The organism is Haliscomenobacter sp. (genome assembly GCF_033763495.1).
In the GTDB taxonomy this organism is placed as follows: Bacteria; Bacteroidota; Bacteroidia; order Chitinophagales; family Saprospiraceae; genus Haliscomenobacter.
Window position 1 is genome coordinate 22,808 of sequence record NZ_JANRKL010000115.1, and the last position, 16,679, is coordinate 39,486.

Consider the following 16,679-nt stretch of genomic DNA (forward strand, 5'->3'; position numbering starts at 1 on the left):
AAAAAAAGGCCTTCGTCGGATAAATATCAACTTTGGTCGAAACTTTAGAGCATTTCGTCGATGCTGAACCGAGCTTCGGTCGACCATTTGGCTCATGCCATTGTTTTTATCGATCAGAAGGGGCCACTTTTGCGTTGTATTTGAGGATCTAAACACATAAATCAGTCCTAGACCCAAATTTAATTTTTATCGCAATCCCTGACAACATGAAACGCAAAATCAAATTTGGATTTTCAACGCTGCTGGCTATGGTCATTTCTATGAATTTTGCCATGGCCCAACAATCCAACCAACCAGAAAAACCCAATGCTACCAGTGCTTCGGAAGAATACCAAACTTTGAAAAAAGATTGGCACAGCTTCCAAGCTAAGGCTGAAAACAAAGCGCTTGACCCTGCTCAAAAACCAGTACTGGAAAAAGAGTACAATGGCCTGGTTGAACAACTGGAGAGCGTTTGTGAAGGCATCAAACCTGCCCCAGCCAAAGCTTCGGTAAAAGTAGCTACTTCTACCGCTCCAAGCGCCAAACCCAAAAAAGAGCAAGTTTCTGCAATGAAATAATTGTTCGCCAAGGCTTACTTTACGCAAGCAGTATGAAGGGCACAAAGGTCATTCAAAAAGTCATTTCAACAGATTTTAACAATTTCCTGGTTTTTAATGATCTTTGTGCCCCAACCCAAGAATAAATTCCTGGGCTGACCATCAACTCATGCGCGAACGCTACCTCATTATTGCTGCCTTTGCCACCGTATACCTGGTATGGGGCTCTACCTATCTGGTCAATTACCTGGCCATTCTCGAAATTCCACCCTTTTTGATGTCCGGCGCTCGCTTTTTGACGGCGGGACTGCTCTTGTTTGGTGTAGCTGCCTTGCGCAAAATCTCTTTGCCAACCCTGGCGCAATGGAAAAATGCTGCCTGGATTGGCCTGATGTTTATGGCACTAGGCACGGGTTTGGTGGTGTGGGCCGAACAATGGGTGGATAGTGGTATGGCCGCTCTGTTGGTATCTTTCGAGCCTCTGATTGTTGTGTTGCTTTTGTGGGTGATGCGGGGCAAAAGACCCCAACTGCATAGCTTGCTGGGCGTTGCTTTGGGTGTAGTGGGAATGTTTTTGTTGGTTGGGCAACCTCAAATCTCCGCAGATCGCGATACCCTTATCGGCGTAGGTGTTATTGCAATGTCGCTATTCGCTTGGGGGTACGCTTCGATATACATCGGCCAGGCCAATTTACCCAGTTCCAAAATGCAATCGGCAGGTATGCAGATGACCTGTGGAGGCATTTGGTTGCTGATCATGAGTTTGATTTTTCGCGACTACAAACAATTCGCCTGGGAAAATCTGACTGCCCAGGGTATTTTTTCTTTCTTCTACCTGATTGTGATGGGCTCTTTGATCGCTTTTTCGGCCTTTAATTACTTGTTAACCAAAGTTTCACCGGAAAAAGTAGCTACTACCAATTACGTAAACCCTGTCGTGGCAATGTTCCTTGGCTGGAGTTTGAACAACGAACAAGTGACCACCCGCTCCCTCATCGCTGCGGTGATTATGCTCACCGGGGTGTTTTTTATCAATGCAAACTTTGGGAAAAAGCAGAATTAGCTTTTCTTTTTTGCTTACACTTGTTGAACTTTCTGTTCATAAAGTCTGATAATTAAAACCTACCTACATGCGCATCAGATTCCAAACACTGTGTGGCATTGCGTTGCTCTTCACGCTTAGCCTGCAAGCTCAAATCCAATGCTGGACCACTCACCCAGCTACTCAACAATTTTTACAACAATCCAGCATTGCGAGCAGCCCGGCTCAGGGCAGCGAAACCTTGCCCACCATTTTTATAGATGGCCTCAAAATCTACCAATCCATGGATGGTTTTGGCTGCACGCTCACTGGGGGCAGCACCCAATTGTTGGCAAAAATGAGTGCCGAAAATCGGGCGGCCTTGCTCAAAGAATTATTCGATCCCAAAGCCCCCAGTAGCATTGGCATCAGCTACTTGCGCATCAGTGTGGGGGCTTCGGATTTGAGCGATCATGTGTTTTCTTACAATGATTTCCCGGAGGGACAAACAGATCCCCTCCAACAAAAATTCACCCTGGAGCCCGAGCGCAAAGACTTTTTGCCGATGCTCAAAGAAATCCTGCGCGTAAATCCCACCATTAAAATTATGGGCTCACCCTGGTCGCCACCCACCTGGATGAAAACCAATGGCAACTCCAAAGGCGGCAGTCTCAAACCTGAATACTACGCCGCATACGCCCTTTATCTGGTCAAATACATCAAGGCCATGCAAGCGGAGGGCATTGCTATCGACGCACTCACCGTTCAAAACGAACCCTTGCACCCTGGCAATAACCCCTCTTTGCTGATGTACCCTCACGAACAGGCGAATTTTGTCAAAAACCACCTGGGCCCGGCTTTTGTCAAAAACGGCATCAGGACCAAAATCATCATCTACGACCACAACGCGGATCGCCCGGATTATCCCATTGCCATTCTGAATGACCCTGCGGCCAAAAAATTCATCGATGGGTCAGCTTTTCACTTGTACGGTGGCCCCATTGAGGCGCTGTCGGAAGTGCACGCAGCCCACCCCGACAAAAACCTCTACTTCACAGAGCAGTGGATTGGTGCACCCGGCAACATGGAAGGGGATCTTAAATGGCACATCAAAAACTTGATGATTGGTGGACCTCGCAACTGGGCCAAAACGGTACTGGAATGGAACCTGGCCGCCGATCCGCAACAGAATCCGCATACGGATGGGGGTTGCACTGAATGTTTGGGCGCTATTACCCTAGATCAGGATAAGGTAACCCGCAATCCGGCCTACTACATCATGGCGCATGCTTCCAAATTCGTGAAGCCCGGGGCAAAACGGATTTTTTCAAACAATACCCTGTCCCTGGCGAATGTGGCTTTTAAAAATCCAGATGGCAAAACGGTGCTGCTGGTCGTGAATGACAGTGGGAAAGAAGAGACTTTCAGAGTGAATGCTGGTGCGAAGGGTTTTACACATACGCTGGCGGCGGGGGCAGTGGCGACGATAATGTGGTAATTGGGATTTCGATCCATACCAAAGCGACATAATAGCAAAGCGGATGAACTGTGATCAAAAGCAAGTTTTTAGACACAGTTCATCCGCTTTGCTATTATGTCGCTTTGGTTTTCCATAAAAATTTCAACTCAATTCTGCGCCACCCTTGCCATGTTGAAATAATTGTAATCCGTCATCGGCGCGTCCGTCAGCCCGAGTACCCGCCCAATCGTAACTGCCTGCCCCCGGTGATAGGTGCTGTGATTGAACACATGCTGGAGGAATTCAAAACGGGGCATTTCGCCAGATACCCAGGGCGTATCCAAATGTACTTTTTGCACTAAATCCTCTTCCGAAAGGCCTTTCACATAGTGGTGCAAAACCTGCGACTCGATGATGATCCCCGTACAAACCTCCTCAATTTCCGGATTTTGATTGCCATAACGGCTACCATTGAGCGCTTCCTCCGCAACCACCGAATGCCAAAATTCCTCTACTGCCCAAATATGATTCAAGGTTTTTAGTATACTGGGAAAACTGGAAGGCACTTCTGCCTCAAAAATGTCTTGAGGTTTGGTTTTTAGCCAATTGATCAGTCTTTCATTGGCCCATAAATTGTACTCCGCGTAATTGGTGATCAAGTGTTGTAAATTCATTGAAGTTGTTGTTTTGATTTGCTTACAAAGCTAAGGCAGGCCTATGTCAAGGGTATGTCAGGGGTCTGTTTTGGTTTGCAAATATTTTTCGACGTATTGCCGCATGGTCAGTTGATGGGGCGGAAATTGTTCGGGCAAAATCTCCACCCGCGCCATCCTGTCCAAACGAAAAGAACGAAAATCCTGACGCAAGCGGCAATAAGCCACCAAAGTCCAATCCTCTTGGGCATTGTGGTAGATAGAAAAAGGTTCGATGGTTCGTTCTGAAGCAGTTCCATCAACCGTAGTATAAGCAATTTTAACTGCCTGAAAATTGGTCAAGGCCATTTGAATGTCGAGTAAGCAACGAGTAGTAACCTGATAACTCAAGGTTTTACCAATGAACATCCGCTCACTCAGTAATTCTGTTTTTTGCTTGCTAGAATGTTTGAGTACGGTTTTAATTTTCAGAATGGCGCTGGTAAAAGCTTCTACCAGCGATGCGTCTTTGTTGCACACAATAATTTGTTCAGAGGTAATTAAAGCATAAGCTTCCCGCTCGGAAAACATCACGGGGGGAAGTTTGTACCCATCCAGGATTTGATAACCTTTCCCTTCTTCAGTCACAATGGGGACACCAGCTTCCTCCAGAGCTCGGATATCCCGATACACAGTACGTACACTGATGTTGAACTTTTTAGCCACTTCGGTCGCGGTTAACAAGCGTTTGGACAGCAACATGGTGAGGATGGCGGTTAGGCGGGATAGACGGGAGGTTTGTTTGTCTTCCATAGTGATGAGTGGAGTTAGACTAAAAATCCAACTAGTTGATGATTTGAAACCTCCCGAAGATTCAACACCTTCGGGAGGTAAGGAACGGTTTTAATTCAGGGCACTAAAAAACCGATCCTACTTCATCCCCGGAATCCCCATCGGCTGTGCCACATTCCACTCCGGTGCCGGAGCAGCCTGTACCTTTGGATACACCTCATTCAGCGAATCCCCCTCGTACAAGCGGCCATTTTTCATCACGTACTTGATGGTATTGGTGTTGCGGATGTTCTCCAGCGGGTTTTTGTCCAAAATGAGCAAATCGGCCAGTTTCCCAGTTTCCAGTGAGCCCAGGTCTTTGCTCAAACCAATCGCCTGTGCCCCCAGAATGGTAGCCACCCGCAGTGCATCGTGGGTTTTCATGCCCCCGGACTGTACCGCCCACAGTTCCCAGTGGTAACCCAATCCCTGCAACTGACCATGGGAGCCAATTCCGGCAATACCTCCCGCTTCCACCAGGGCTTTGGCAAACTCGGCGTGGCGGCGGAAAATGTGCTCTTCCGGTAAAAACCATCCTGGCCGACGCCGTGCTTTTTCATCCAATTCCGCTTTGGGGGTAAAGTGATTGAGCTTTTTGTCACCCACCACATTCTCCGTAGCGTAGTAATAGTTTTCAGCCCAGGGGCCACCGTAAGCTACCAACAAAGTCGGCGTATAGGACATCTTGGATTCAGCTACCAATTTGATTACATCCTTGTAAATGGGGTAAATCGGGAAAGCGTGTTCATGCCCCGAATAACCATCCAACAACTGGCTCATGTTGAGTTTAAAATCCAAACCACCTTCCGTAGTTGGCATCAAACCCTGCTCTTTAGCCGCCTGGATGACCCACTGGCGGTGCTGCCGATTGCCAGTCAGGTACATTTTGATCGTCTTGGTGTTGTAGTACTCGGAGTATTGTTTGAGTACGTTGCGGGTTTGCTCCAAACTTTCCAAACGGTAAGCCCAATAGCCGACACCAGGGCCAGTGGAATAAATCCGTGGGCCCAGGATTTGGCCACTTTCCACCATGTCACCGTAAGTAAGTACGTCGGTGGTGGCAGTTTGTGGGTCACGCGTGGTGGTTACGCCGTAAGCGAGGTTGGCATTGTACATCCAGGCCTGGCTTTTGTGCAGTCCCCAGTAAGGCCACATGTGTGCGTGGGTATCCACGAAGCCGGGTACGATGGTTTTGCCCGCCATGTCCATTACCTTGGCACCTGCTGGAGCTTTGATGGAGCCCGCTTTGCCTACCGACTTGATGCGGTTGTTTTCGATCAGGATATCTCCTTTTTCAAAAACTTCAGTGCCTTTCATGGTGATGATGCGGGCATTGCGCAGCAGAACGACACCAGTGGGCACATCGCGGGGTACGGTCACTTTTACCCGAATTTCACCAGCTTTGTAGGATTTGTCTTCTTCTTTCTTTTCGTCCTTTTTCTCCTCGGACTTCTTGCCTTCCGCTTCAGCCTTGGCTTTTTCTTTTTCCTGGGCCTTCTTTTCTGCTTTCAACTGGTCTTCAACCAATTTGGCCTGAGCTAAATCATAGGAGAAATAAGCGTTGCCAATCGACCAGTTTACCCGTTTGGCATCCGCTGTCCAGTGGGGGAATTGTCCGCCGATGGTGGTCAATTTACGAGCTGGGAATTGGGCGTTTTCGGCTTTGGCCACCGAAATATTCGGTACTTCGCCCCCGGTTTTAGGCACAGTTACCACATAAATTTCATTGTTGATTTGCACCAGTGCCTGTTCTCCTTCGGGGGCCATGGTGATCAGTTCTGCTTCGGATGGTTTGGGGGTTGGTTCCGTTTCACTGTGCACCATCAGGCAATGGGTATGCCCCAGTTCAGCCGGGTAAGTGGTGATGCCACTCACTTTGAGGTGTACTTTTTCATCGGTACCGTCCCAACGAATGGAGACCAAACCTTTGGTGCTGCTGAACAGGTAAATGCGCTCGTCAGCCTTCACGAAGTGCGGATTGCCCCGGCCATTGGCGTTTTCAATCCGGGTCACCTCTCCTCCATCGGCACTGATCCAGCCCAAATTGGCCGCTGCTCCGGCAAAGAAGGGGCTGTAGGCATCTTCAAAGACCTGCGAAGGACCATAGGTGAACACAATGCGCTTGGTTTTGGCATCCCAGGCCAAGTCGGAATAAATCGCCCCAGCCCGGGTCAGCTTGGTAGGCGCACCGCCAGCTACATTCACCTTATAGATGTGACCTTCCTTGTTTTCCCAGGTGACGTAAGCGATACTGTTCCCATCGGGCGACCATACGGGCATGGCTTCGGTGAAGTTGGCCGTAGTCAGTCTCTTGGCCGTCCCCGCTGGGTAATCCATCACATACAAACGATTCAGTACGGTAAAGGCCAATTTTTTGCCATCGGGCGAAATTTTAGGGTCGCGAATTTGATTGGCGATCATGGTCTTTTCGTCCGAGATCGGGAAGTCGAATTTTACCGCCGGCCCCATGCCAATTTCGGTATCCACTTCAAAGGGAACATTCGTGGCATCTCCACCGTCGATGGGCAATTTCCAAATTTTGCCACCATAAGAAGCAATGACAAATTTGCTGTCGGGCGTAAAAGACATCGCCGGATAAACCCCCAATGGTGCAATGGATTCCTGTTCATCCCGCTGAACCGGGTAGGCCAGCCAGGCTTCTTCGCCGGTCAGTAGGTTGCGCTTTACCAGGCCAGTTTGTTCGTTGAAACGGGTGCCATACACCAGCCACTTGCCATCGGCAGAAAGTGTTGGGGTAAAGGCGGAACCTACCCTTTCGGTACGGGTTTCCACCTGTCCGGTTTCTCGGTCATAAGTCGCCAATTGGTATTGGGGCAAAATGGCATTGTAGTTCCAAGCCCCGGTGCGGCGCGAAAACCAGATGTAGCGACTGTCTTTGCCAAAAGCCTGTTCGATGCATTTTAAGGTTTCGGGCGTTTTGATGAGTTGGGTGCCACCACCGCCGTCTTTGTGGAATAGGAAGAGTTTCAGGTTGCGCCCACCTTTGGACACAATCAGGTAATTCCCGTCAGGCGTCCATTCCACCGATTGATAGTTTTGGTCGCTGTCTTTGGTGACTTGCACGGTATCCTGTTTTTCAAAATCGATGTACCAGGCATTTTCGGAACCACTGCGGTCGGAGGTGAAGGCGATTTTTTTGCCATCGGGACTCCAGCGTGGGTGGGTGTCGTAAGCCATGCCATTGGTCAGCTGTTTGGCTTTGCCCCCAGCCATGGGAATGCTGTAAATGTCGCCCATAAGGTCAAAAGCGATGGTCTGACCATCCGGGCTGACGTCGAGCGACATCCAGGTGCCTTCCGTAACTTGGAGTTTGATTTTGCGCTCGGGCTCCAGGGGCAAAGGTTTTTTGGAGTCTTTTTTAACAGCCACTTTGCTACTGTCCTTTTTGGCTCCGGTTTCCTGTGCCTGCACGGCAATGCCCCCCAGGCTGAGTAGCCCTAGCAGAAAGGCCAATCGGGAGATGTAATTTGGTTTCATGTGTTGAATCAGTGTGTGTTGAAAAAGATAAAATTAGGGAAAGAAATTTTTTTTCAAAGTTTTTATGCATTTCCCTAGCTGCTTGCATCCTGTAGGAAAATTACAAAGCCATGTTCCAAAAAAACATTTTCCTTGCCCTATCTGTCCTGCTCCTAGGATTTGTAAGTTTCCGGAGCTCGGTCAAAACCTATGAACTAAATGGTAAAGTCACTGATGAAACCGGGCAAGCATTGCCTGGGGTAACGGTATTACTCAAAGGCCACGCAGTGGGTGCAACGACCGAAGTGGATGGTTCTTTCAAATTGAATAGCCCCGATTCTTGTGCTACATTGGAATTCCGCTACCTCGGCTATGAGCTTAAAGAAGCGAAAATTTGCGCTGGTAAACCTGTAAACGTCCAATTGAAAGCCAGTATAACGAAGCTTGAAGAAATGGTGGAAATAGCAGAAGATCGTAAAGTACGGGAACACGAAAGACCTGTGTTATTTAAAGCGAGTAAAGAACTGAGTAAGACCACTCCTGGCATCGCAGGCTATGCAACTAGGACTTATGCGCCCCAGCCCAACTTCAACACTGAAGATTACGACCGCATCCAGGAAAACCGCTTCCACCGCGCTACGCAAGAGCCACAATCGACCTTTTCCATCGATGTTGATGCAGCCAGCTACAGCAACCTGCGCCGTTTCATCAACAATGGCCAAAAGCCACCAGAAGACGCAGTTCGCATCGAGGAAATGATCAATTATTTTGACTACGAATACCCCGAACCTACGGGCAAACATCCTTTTTCCATCACTACTGAAGTGAGCGATTGCCCCTGGCAGCCTAAGCACCGCCTGGTACACATCGGCCTCCAGGGCAAACATACCCCAACTGAAAATTTACCAGCGGCCAACCTTGTTTTCCTGATCGATGTATCAGGCAGTATGAGTGCCGCCAATAAACTTCCTCTGGTGCAAACTTCTTTCAAACTCCTGGCGGATCAATTGCGCCCCCAAGACCGCGTAGCCATTGTGGTCTACGCTGGTGCAGCTGGTTTGGTTTTGGAACCCACTACGGGCAACAACAAAACCAAAATCAAAGAAGCCATCGACAAACTCCAGGCCGGTGGATCTACCGCTGGTGGCGAAGGCATCCGTTTGGCCTACAAAACCGCCAAAGAGCATTTCATCAAAGGTGGCAACAACCGGGTCATCCTCGCCTCTGATGGAGACTTCAACGTAGGCGTCAGCAGCGACGGTGAGCTGGTGCGTATTGTAGAGGAAGAGCGCAAAAGTGGAGTGTACCTGACCGTATTGGGTTACGGCATGGGCAACTACAAGGACAATAAAATGCAAAAGCTGGCCGACAGCGGCAATGGCAACCATGCCTACATCGACAACCTGGACGAAGCCCGCAGGGTATTGGTGAGCGAATTCGGTGGCACCATGTATACCATCGCCAAAGACGTCAAGTTGCAACTGGAATTCAATCCCGCTGTGGTGCAAGGTTACCGCCTGATTGGTTACGAAAACCGGGTGCTGAACAATGCCGATTTTGACGACGATCAAAAAGACGCAGGTGAGTTGGGCGCAGGCCATACCGTCACCGCCCTTTATGAAATCATCCCGGTGGGCATCGAAAGCAAATTCCTGGCTGCCGACAAAGACCTCAAATACCAACAACGCGACCTGACGCCAACGGCGAACCGGTCGAATGAACTGCTGACCGTAAAATTCCGTTACAAAGCTCCAGAGGCTGACAACAGCCAATTGATGGAAGAAGTGATCATGGATAAAAAATCCAGCCTGGACAAAACCAGTGACAATTTCCGTTGGTCGGCTGCAGTGGCTACCTTTGGAATGCTGCTACGCAACTCCGAATTTAAAGGAGATGCCAATTATGAGCAGTGCAAAAAACTGGCCGCTGGTGCCCGGGGTAAAGACACTGAAGGTTATCGCGCTGAGATGATCCGCATGATCGAAACCGTTGGCCTGATGGGCAAATCGGAAACGGCAGAGAAATAAATTGTAAAACTTATATCTTTTCTTTTAGCACGCTTAATATTGTGAACGGTCAACATGCTTTCATGTTGGCCTTTTTTTTATGCCTCAATCTTCTCATGCGGGAACGTTCCCGATAACGATTGCGTAAATAAACGCTCATTGTACAAATTTACTTATGGGGGAGATTCCTAATTTTGAATAAACAAATCTGTTTTATCTAAAATAAAATTTTAAGTAAGGGGATTTGCCTGGTTTTTTCGTCGGAAAATTGCATCAAGTACTGCCTAAAATCAACACATGGATCCAATCATAATTGTCCTCCTCGGCATCAGTCTGGTTTTGTTTTGCATCATCGCCCTGCGCCTCAATGCGGTAGTTGCCCTGCTTTTTGCTGCAGTGGTAACCAGTTTATTGACCGCCAAGGAACACATCTATAATTTTGCCATCAACAAGGGTTTGTCGCCCGAAAAAGCAGAGGCTTTGGCCAGTCAGGCCCTGGGGGAACGGATTGCGGAGGCTTTTGGCAGTACCGCTGGCAAAATCAGCATTTTAATTGCCCTGGGTTCCATCATTGGGGTGGCCTTGATGCGCAGCGGAGGTGCAGAACGGATCATCCGTAGTTTGTTGAATGTGGTGGGTAAAAAAAACACCTCCCTGGCTTTTTTAACGGGGAGTTTCACCCTGGCCATTCCGGTGTTTTTTGACACCGTTTTTTACCTGATGATTCCATTGGTCAAATCCTTGAGTATCCGCAACCCGCGCAAATACAGCCTTTACCTGATGGTGGTGATTGCCGGAGGCGTTATGGCCCACTCCCTGGTGCCGCCCACCCCCGGCCCCTTGTTTGTAGCCAAGGAAATGGGCATAGACCTGGGTTTGATGATGGTGGTAGGGATCATTTTTGGGATCATCACCAGCTTCGCGGGGTATCTATACGCCCTTTGGGCCAATCACAAATGGGATTTGCCCATGCGCGATACACCCGACATCAGCATTGAAGAGTTGAAAGAAATTGCCGATAAAAAACAGGAGGATTTACCCTCCCTTTGGTTGTCCTTGCTGCCAATTGTTTTGCCCATTTTGTTGATTACGGGAAAGTCATTTTTGGAGATGTTATTGGATGACAAACTGGACGGTTTATCTCCCTTTCAAGTGCAACTGGTTCAATTGCTGGACATCGTTGGAGATAGCAATATCGCCTTATTCATTGCCGCCCTGATTGCCATGTATTTGTTGTGGAGCAGGTTGAAAAATGTGGAACAATTCAACCAACAGATTCAAGAGTCACTGATGAGTGCGGGGATGATCATTTTGATCACCTGCGCTGGTGGGGCTTTTGGCCAAATGTTGCAACAAACCAATATTGGCATGCGCCTTACTGATTTTACGGGCAATGCTCAATCTGCCATTTTGCCCCTGGCTTTTTTCCTCACCGCCGTAATCCGCACCGCACAAGGCTCGGCTACTGTAGCAATGGTGACCACCATAGGGATTGTCAATGGGTTTGGAGGCGAAAATGCCTACCCTTTTCACCCGGTTTATTTGGCTATAGTGATTGGTTGTGGCTCCAAAATTTTTCCCTGGATGAACGACAGCGGTTTTTGGATCATCTCTAAAATGAGTGGCATGACCAACAAAGAAAGCATTCAACATTTTTCTTATCTGCTTACGGTGATGGGCTTTGCGGGGTTGATCTCAGTGATGGTTCTGGCTCGTTTGTTTCCCATGGTTTAATCCGTCCAGATGAACGAAACCATTTATACAGTCATTCAAACCACCCCTCTAGACAATGTGGGGATTGTGCCCAATCTGGAGGGATTGCCAAGAGGGGCGCTGCTACCCAATGGCGTGATTGTGCAGGAACCTATCCCAATGGGTCACAAGGTTGCTTTGACCAACATTCCCACTGGTGCAGCAATCGTCCGGTATGGCGAAACCATCGGATTAGCCAGTACCTCGATTCAAGCAGGTGAATGGGTAGACCATACCCGCATGTTACTCCCCCAGGCTCCCCGGCTGGAGGACATCTCGCTCAACATCAGTCCCAAAGCCAATCCAGAACCACTGGAGGGCTACACTTTTCAAGGGTTTAAAAATCTTGATGGCAGTGTAGGCACCAAAAACGTACTCGCCATTGCCACCAGCGTGCAATGTGTGGGTGGTTTGGCCCAATACATCGAGAAAAAAATCCGGCAAGAATTGCTGCCCAAATATCCCAATGTGGATGAGGTGGTGGCACTCAATCACAGCTACGGTTGCGGCATTGCCATCGATGCGCCTGCGGCAATGGTGCCCATTCGGACATTGCAAAACATCATGCACAATCCCAATTTTGGTGGGGAGGTAATGATGATTGGACTGGGTTGTGAAAAGTTGCGCCCGGAACGATTGATGGCGGAAACTGTCGATTCTGGCCAAGGACACATTTTGTACCTGCAAGATGAAGCATTTCAGGGTTTTGCAGGAATGGTGGAAGGCATCATGGAAATGGCGGAAACCCATTTGCAAAAACTGAACCGTCGCCAACGGGAAACTTGCCCTGCTTCGAACTTGGTAGTGGGTATGCAATGCGGTGGCAGCGATGCTTTTTCAGGATTGACGGGGAATCCCGCTGCTGGGTTTGCCGCCGACCTGATTGTACGCACCGGGGGGACGGTTCTGTTTTCAGAGGTGACCGAAGTACGGGACGCCTGCCATCTTTTGGCTGCCCGCACCACTGATGCCGATGTAACCAAAGCCCTGCTGGAAGAAATGCGCTGGTACGACGACTACCTGGCCCAAGGGCAGGCAGATCGAAGCGCTAATCCCACCCCGGGAAACAAACTGGGCGGGCTGAGCAATGTGGTGGAAAAAGCCTTGGGATCAATTGCCAAATCGGGCAGCAGCCCCATCGTTGATGTATTGAAACCGGGCGAAAAAATCCGCCGCAAAGGGCTTAATTTTGCGGCCACTCCAGCCAGCGACTTTGTGTGTGGCACCTTGCAGCTAGCGGCTGGAATGAACGTGCATGTGTTCATCACCGGGCGCGGTACGCCGTATGGCTTGTCGATGGTGCCGGTCATCAAGGTGAGCTCCAATTCCAAGTTGGGCAATCGTTGGTACGATCTGATTGATTTTGATGCTGGGCCGATCGCTTTTGGTGAAAAAAGTATTGAGGAGATGGGCTGGGAACTATTTCACTTGGTTTTGGAGGTGGCGAGTGGCCGCACTCAGGTGGCTTGTGATAAATTGGGGATTCACAATGAGTTGGTCTTGTTCAATCCGGGGCCACTGACTTAAAATAATTTTTCGACCTGAACAACCTTAAGCATAAACCTTTCTAAGGTGATAACTTAAGTGCCTTAGGTTTCTTAGGTGGTGAAAAAACACTCTTCCTTTTTACTCAAAAAGTTAAAAAACACATGGCACTCTCACTGGATAAAATTAAATCGGCCCTGGAAGACGGCCTCCTCTCCTTCCCCATCACCGACATGGATGACCAAGGGGCCTTCAAAGCCGACACTTATGCCGAAAGACTGAGCTGGTTCATCTCACACGGGGTGTCCAGCGTATTTGTAGCAGGTGGCACGGGGGAGTTTTTTTCCTTGTCTGCTGCCGAATACCAAGCCTTGGTTGAAGTAGCGGCCAGCACAGTACAAGGCGCTACTCCCGTCATTGCCGGTGCCGGACGCAGCATTCCCGATGCAGTGGCCTGTGCAAAAATGGCCGAAAAAGCAGGGATCGACGCCTTGCTGCTCTTCCCCCCCTACCTCACCGAATGCCCGGCTGAAGGCGTGTTCAATTACGCCAAAGCCATCCTACAACAAACCAGCCTGCCCGTTATTTATTACAACCGAGGCAATGGCGTCCTGCAAGCCGATCACGTTGCCCGACTGGCCGAAGCTTGCCCCAACCTCATCGGCCTCAAGGATGGCACCAGCAACATGCAAGACCTGAACATGATCATTCGGACGGTTGGCGATCGCCTGTCCTACATCGGCGGCGCACCCACGGCGGAGATCATTTCGGAGGCTTATCTATCCGTTGGGGTGAATACTTATTCGTCGGCGGTGTTCAATTTTGTACCCGAACTGGCCAATCATTTTTACAAAAGTCTGCGGGCGGGTGACAAGGCTATGGTGGAAAAAATTCTGCAAGTTTTTTTCATTCCCTTTGTACAACTGCGCAACAAAAAAAACGGTTACGCGGTGAGTTTGATCAAAGCGGGTGCTCAAATTGTAGGGCGTAGTGCTGGTCAGGTTAGGGCTCCCCTCGTGATGCCAAGTGCTCAGGAAGTGGCCGAATTGGAAAAATTGATCGAAAATGGGCTGGCATTGTTGAGCTAAAACAGGACTCATGGTATCTTGTTGGCATGGAAGCACAAGTCACATTTGCTTATTTTCAGTCCTCGGATTTGCCACTTTTGCTGGATTATTTGCAGCAGCTGAGTCCGGCTACCCGCAAAAGATTTGGCCCCCATCCTTTTGATGAAGCGACCATCCTGCGTTTTTACGCTGACCCTTTCGAAGTCTGGGGCTTTCTGGCCAAATCAGCTCAAACTGGAGCAATTGTAGCCTATGCCCCGGTCAAACGTGGGTACCTGGAACACGATCGCCCGCGTTTGGAAGCCTATGGGTTGAATCTCAGTAAACACACGGACTGCACCTTTGCCCCCTCCGTAGCGGATAACTGGCAAGGCCAGGGTCTCGGCGGCCAGCTTTTCAATTTTATCCAGGCTGAACTACAAGCGCGTGGAATCCGACGGGTGATTTTGTGGGGCGGTGTACAAGCCAGCAATGCAGCTGCGTTGCGCTTTTATGAAAAAATGGGGTTTCGGGTTTTGGGGGGATTTGAATATGAGGGCGGGAATTGGGATATGGTGAAGGAGTGGGGAGTGTCGGTTTGATAAAGCACCTTGTTTTTTCACTTAAAAAATAATAATTTTGTTTCATGGCAAAAGACCTGCATCACATCATTGTTCGAAGAGCCCTTGAAAAGGATGGGTGGACAATCACCCATGATCCATACTTGATTCGCAGGATGAATCGCAAGCCATATGAAGTTGATCTAGGTGCAGAAAAGTTTATCGCAGCTGAACGCGAATCAGAAACAATTGCGGTAGAAATCAAAAGCTTTCTTGGATCATCAATGACATATGATTTTCATGCAGCTTTCGGACAGTATGGGGTTTATCGTTTTTTCATGGATGAACGAGATTCAAGTCGGCAACTTTTTCTTGCCATCCCAGAAGAAGCTTTCCAAACCTTTTTCTTAACCCCTGACATTGAGGCTATTTGCGACCACTTTAAAGTCAAGCTTTTGGTTTACAATTCTATTCAAGAGGAAATTGTAACATGGATAAAAAGATAAAAAAATACCAGCACTTACTGGAATCCTTTTTGCAAGAGGAGGCCAGTAGCAAAATGATTCCTGGAATCGAGTTTCAGGTTATCACCGACACGCTTCATCACCATTACCAGTTGATCGAAACTGGCTGGTACGAGAAACAATTCATTCACAGCGTGCTATTTCATTTTCACATCAAACCCAATGGCAAAATATGGCTACTGGCTAACAATACCGATGTGCTCATAGCTGAGGAGCTGGTGAAAAAAGGTGTACCTGCAGGGGATATTGTGATTGGATTTCATCCTGAGCATGTACGGGGGAGTACTGGGTTTGCGGTGGCTTAAAATCAACTGAAAAATCAAATAATGAATAAATCAAACATCCTCATTTTCTTATCCTTTCATCTGCTAATGTTTTGTACTAATAGGGCAGATAAACCCCAAAAGCCTTCGGCAAATATTGATGATTGCCCATGCATTTTAGATGACTTAACTCAAAAAAGTACATCATTTAAACAAATGACCTCGTCTTCTAGCAAAGAATTCAACGGAGAATTCGACCCTCAAATCAAAGGAGTAATAAATAAAATTATTGAAATAGATGCCTTAATAAAATTAAAATATTCTAATAAAAATGATACTACCAATCTTGGGCACACTTTAACCAATGCTGGAGCCAATTACAGTATTGAGTTCCTCGAAAAATATATGTTAGAAAGAGAAATTTTTTGTGCAAAATATATAGCTTTTTGTAGAGACACGAGCATCAAAGATTCTATCAAAACACATATATACATTAATGAAATCAACAATTTTGCTTCATTCTTAAGGAATCATACATCTACCAACTCTATAAACTCACCTAAAACTTTTACACCAATTAAATCAAAACCTCAAATTCAACAGAAGATTATCGACTCCGAAATAAATGGTGATAACATAAATTTAACCCAAGGGGATAATAGTGTTTTTGACAATAGAAAAACTTATGTTAGAAAAAAACTTAGCCAGAGAGAAATACCAAGAAAAACCATTGAAGAAATAAGCATAGAACTTGAGAAATGTAAAGGTACAAATCTTGACATACAACTTTTAAACCAAGATAGCGAAGCTCAAAAACTGGCTACAGATTTATTGGAAATAATAAAAAAGGCTTCACTAAAAAATGTAGGAGTAATGTATTCTTTAAGCCCTTCTGATTTTATGGGAATAAAGATAAACTTACAAAAGGACTTCAACCAATGCCATGCTCTTATTTTGAAACAATTGTACTATAAGACACCCGAGTTAAACTGGGAGGTTGTTTATCTTTCCGAAGAAACCAATTTGTTTGATGGAGTTCTGATCCAAATCGGTGGTAATCCCGAAAATTATGCAAAAGAGTAGC

The 16,679-nt window shown here is 47.7% G+C and carries 14 protein-coding genes; 11 read left to right on the forward strand and 3 right to left on the reverse strand.

Annotation, left to right across the window (positions count from 1 at the left end):
- The first annotated feature begins 206 nt into the window (after nt 1-206).
- From SFV55_RS12220 to SFV55_RS12230, 3 genes are all read left to right on the forward strand, one after another.
- Complete coding sequence (locus SFV55_RS12220; protein ID WP_320029784.1) at nt 207-560, forward strand: hypothetical protein; 354 nt, start codon at nt 207-209, stop codon at nt 558-560.
- Between the two features lie 148 nt (nt 561-708).
- The gene (locus SFV55_RS12225) at nt 709-1,602 is read left to right on the forward strand and encodes an EamA family transporter (protein WP_320029785.1); all 894 of its coding nucleotides are present in this window, start codon (nt 709-711) and stop codon (nt 1,600-1,602) included.
- A 67-nt stretch (nt 1,603-1,669) separates the two neighbouring features.
- The gene (locus tag SFV55_RS12230; RefSeq protein ID WP_320029786.1) at nt 1,670-3,058 is read left to right on the forward strand and encodes a glycoside hydrolase family 30 protein; all 1,389 of its coding nucleotides are present in this window, start codon (nt 1,670-1,672) and stop codon (nt 3,056-3,058) included.
- 128 nt (nt 3,059-3,186) lie between these two features.
- Here the strand turns inward: SFV55_RS12230 and SFV55_RS12235 are convergent, their stop codons facing one another.
- The 3 genes from SFV55_RS12235 to SFV55_RS12245 form a co-directional block, all read right to left on the reverse strand.
- Complete coding sequence (locus tag SFV55_RS12235; RefSeq protein WP_320029787.1) at nt 3,187-3,693, reverse strand: DinB family protein; 507 nt, start codon at nt 3,691-3,693, stop codon at nt 3,187-3,189.
- Nucleotides 3,694-3,750: 57 nt separating this feature from the next.
- Nucleotides 3,751-4,464 carry a YafY family protein gene (locus SFV55_RS12240; protein WP_320029788.1) on the reverse strand — a complete coding sequence of 238 codons (714 nt, stop codon included), beginning with the start codon at nt 4,462-4,464 and terminating at the stop codon, nt 3,751-3,753.
- 117 nt (nt 4,465-4,581) lie between these two features.
- Complete coding sequence (locus SFV55_RS12245) at nt 4,582-7,980, reverse strand: amidohydrolase family protein (protein ID WP_320029789.1); 3,399 nt, start codon at nt 7,978-7,980, stop codon at nt 4,582-4,584.
- A 110-nt stretch (nt 7,981-8,090) separates the two neighbouring features.
- On the opposite strand from SFV55_RS12245, the gene SFV55_RS12250 reads away from it, so the two are divergent.
- From SFV55_RS12250 to SFV55_RS12285, 8 genes are all read left to right on the forward strand, one after another.
- Complete coding sequence (locus SFV55_RS12250) at nt 8,091-9,986, forward strand: YfbK domain-containing protein (protein WP_320029790.1); 1,896 nt, start codon at nt 8,091-8,093, stop codon at nt 9,984-9,986.
- A 276-nt stretch (nt 9,987-10,262) separates the two neighbouring features.
- Entirely contained in the window at nt 10,263-11,699 is a 1,437-nt protein-coding gene (locus SFV55_RS12255) for a GntP family permease (protein WP_320029791.1), read from the forward strand.
- Between the two features lie 9 nt (nt 11,700-11,708).
- A complete protein-coding gene (gene garD, locus SFV55_RS12260) occupies nt 11,709-13,244 on the forward strand; it encodes a galactarate dehydratase (RefSeq protein ID WP_320029792.1) in 1,536 nt (511 codons plus the stop codon).
- A 122-nt stretch (nt 13,245-13,366) separates the two neighbouring features.
- Nucleotides 13,367-14,290: a 5-dehydro-4-deoxyglucarate dehydratase gene (kdgD, locus tag SFV55_RS12265; RefSeq protein WP_320029793.1), complete on the forward strand. Its 924-nt coding sequence runs from the start codon at nt 13,367-13,369 to the stop codon at nt 14,288-14,290.
- 26 nt (nt 14,291-14,316) lie between these two features.
- On the forward strand, nt 14,317-14,850 hold the full coding sequence (locus tag SFV55_RS12270) for a GNAT family N-acetyltransferase (protein WP_320029794.1): 534 nt from the start codon (nt 14,317-14,319) through the stop codon (nt 14,848-14,850).
- A gap of 44 nt (nt 14,851-14,894) precedes the next feature.
- The gene (locus SFV55_RS12275; RefSeq protein WP_320029795.1) at nt 14,895-15,314 is read left to right on the forward strand and encodes a XisH family protein; all 420 of its coding nucleotides are present in this window, start codon (nt 14,895-14,897) and stop codon (nt 15,312-15,314) included.
- Nucleotides 15,299-15,637: a XisI protein gene (locus SFV55_RS12280; protein WP_320029796.1), complete on the forward strand. Its 339-nt coding sequence runs from the start codon at nt 15,299-15,301 to the stop codon at nt 15,635-15,637. The genes SFV55_RS12275 and SFV55_RS12280 overlap by 16 nt, the downstream gene beginning before the upstream one ends.
- Before the next feature lie 21 nt (nt 15,638-15,658).
- Nucleotides 15,659-16,678, forward strand: a complete 1,020-nt coding sequence (locus SFV55_RS12285; protein ID WP_320029797.1) for a hypothetical protein — start codon at nt 15,659-15,661, stop codon at nt 16,676-16,678.
- The last annotated feature ends 1 nt before the right edge of the window (nt 16,679 follow it).

Excerpts from the sequence above, each read along its gene's own strand:
- garD (WP_320029792.1), top strand. The coding sequence starts at position 11,709 with ATGAACGAAACCATTTATACAGTCATTCAAACCACCCCTCTAGACAAT.
- SFV55_RS12245 (WP_320029789.1), bottom strand. The coding sequence starts at position 7,980 with ATGAAACCAAATTACATCTCCCGATTGGCCTTTCTGCTAGGGCTACTC.
- SFV55_RS12225 (WP_320029785.1), top strand. The coding sequence starts at position 709 with ATGCGCGAACGCTACCTCATTATTGCTGCCTTTGCCACCGTATACCTG.
- SFV55_RS12255 (WP_320029791.1), top strand. The coding sequence starts at position 10,263 with ATGGATCCAATCATAATTGTCCTCCTCGGCATCAGTCTGGTTTTGTTT.
- SFV55_RS12270 (WP_320029794.1), top strand. The coding sequence starts at position 14,317 with ATGGAAGCACAAGTCACATTTGCTTATTTTCAGTCCTCGGATTTGCCA.
- kdgD (WP_320029793.1), top strand. The coding sequence starts at position 13,367 with ATGGCACTCTCACTGGATAAAATTAAATCGGCCCTGGAAGACGGCCTC.
- SFV55_RS12285 (WP_320029797.1), top strand. The coding sequence starts at position 15,659 with ATGAATAAATCAAACATCCTCATTTTCTTATCCTTTCATCTGCTAATG.
- SFV55_RS12220 (WP_320029784.1), top strand. The coding sequence starts at position 207 with ATGAAACGCAAAATCAAATTTGGATTTTCAACGCTGCTGGCTATGGTC.
- SFV55_RS12240 (WP_320029788.1), bottom strand. The coding sequence starts at position 4,464 with ATGGAAGACAAACAAACCTCCCGTCTATCCCGCCTAACCGCCATCCTC.
- SFV55_RS12230 (WP_320029786.1), top strand. The coding sequence starts at position 1,670 with ATGCGCATCAGATTCCAAACACTGTGTGGCATTGCGTTGCTCTTCACG.
- SFV55_RS12235 (WP_320029787.1), bottom strand. The coding sequence starts at position 3,693 with ATGAATTTACAACACTTGATCACCAATTACGCGGAGTACAATTTATGG.
- SFV55_RS12275 (WP_320029795.1), top strand. The coding sequence starts at position 14,895 with ATGGCAAAAGACCTGCATCACATCATTGTTCGAAGAGCCCTTGAAAAG.
- SFV55_RS12250 (WP_320029790.1), top strand. The coding sequence starts at position 8,091 with ATGTTCCAAAAAAACATTTTCCTTGCCCTATCTGTCCTGCTCCTAGGA.
- SFV55_RS12280 (WP_320029796.1), top strand. The coding sequence starts at position 15,299 with ATGGATAAAAAGATAAAAAAATACCAGCACTTACTGGAATCCTTTTTG.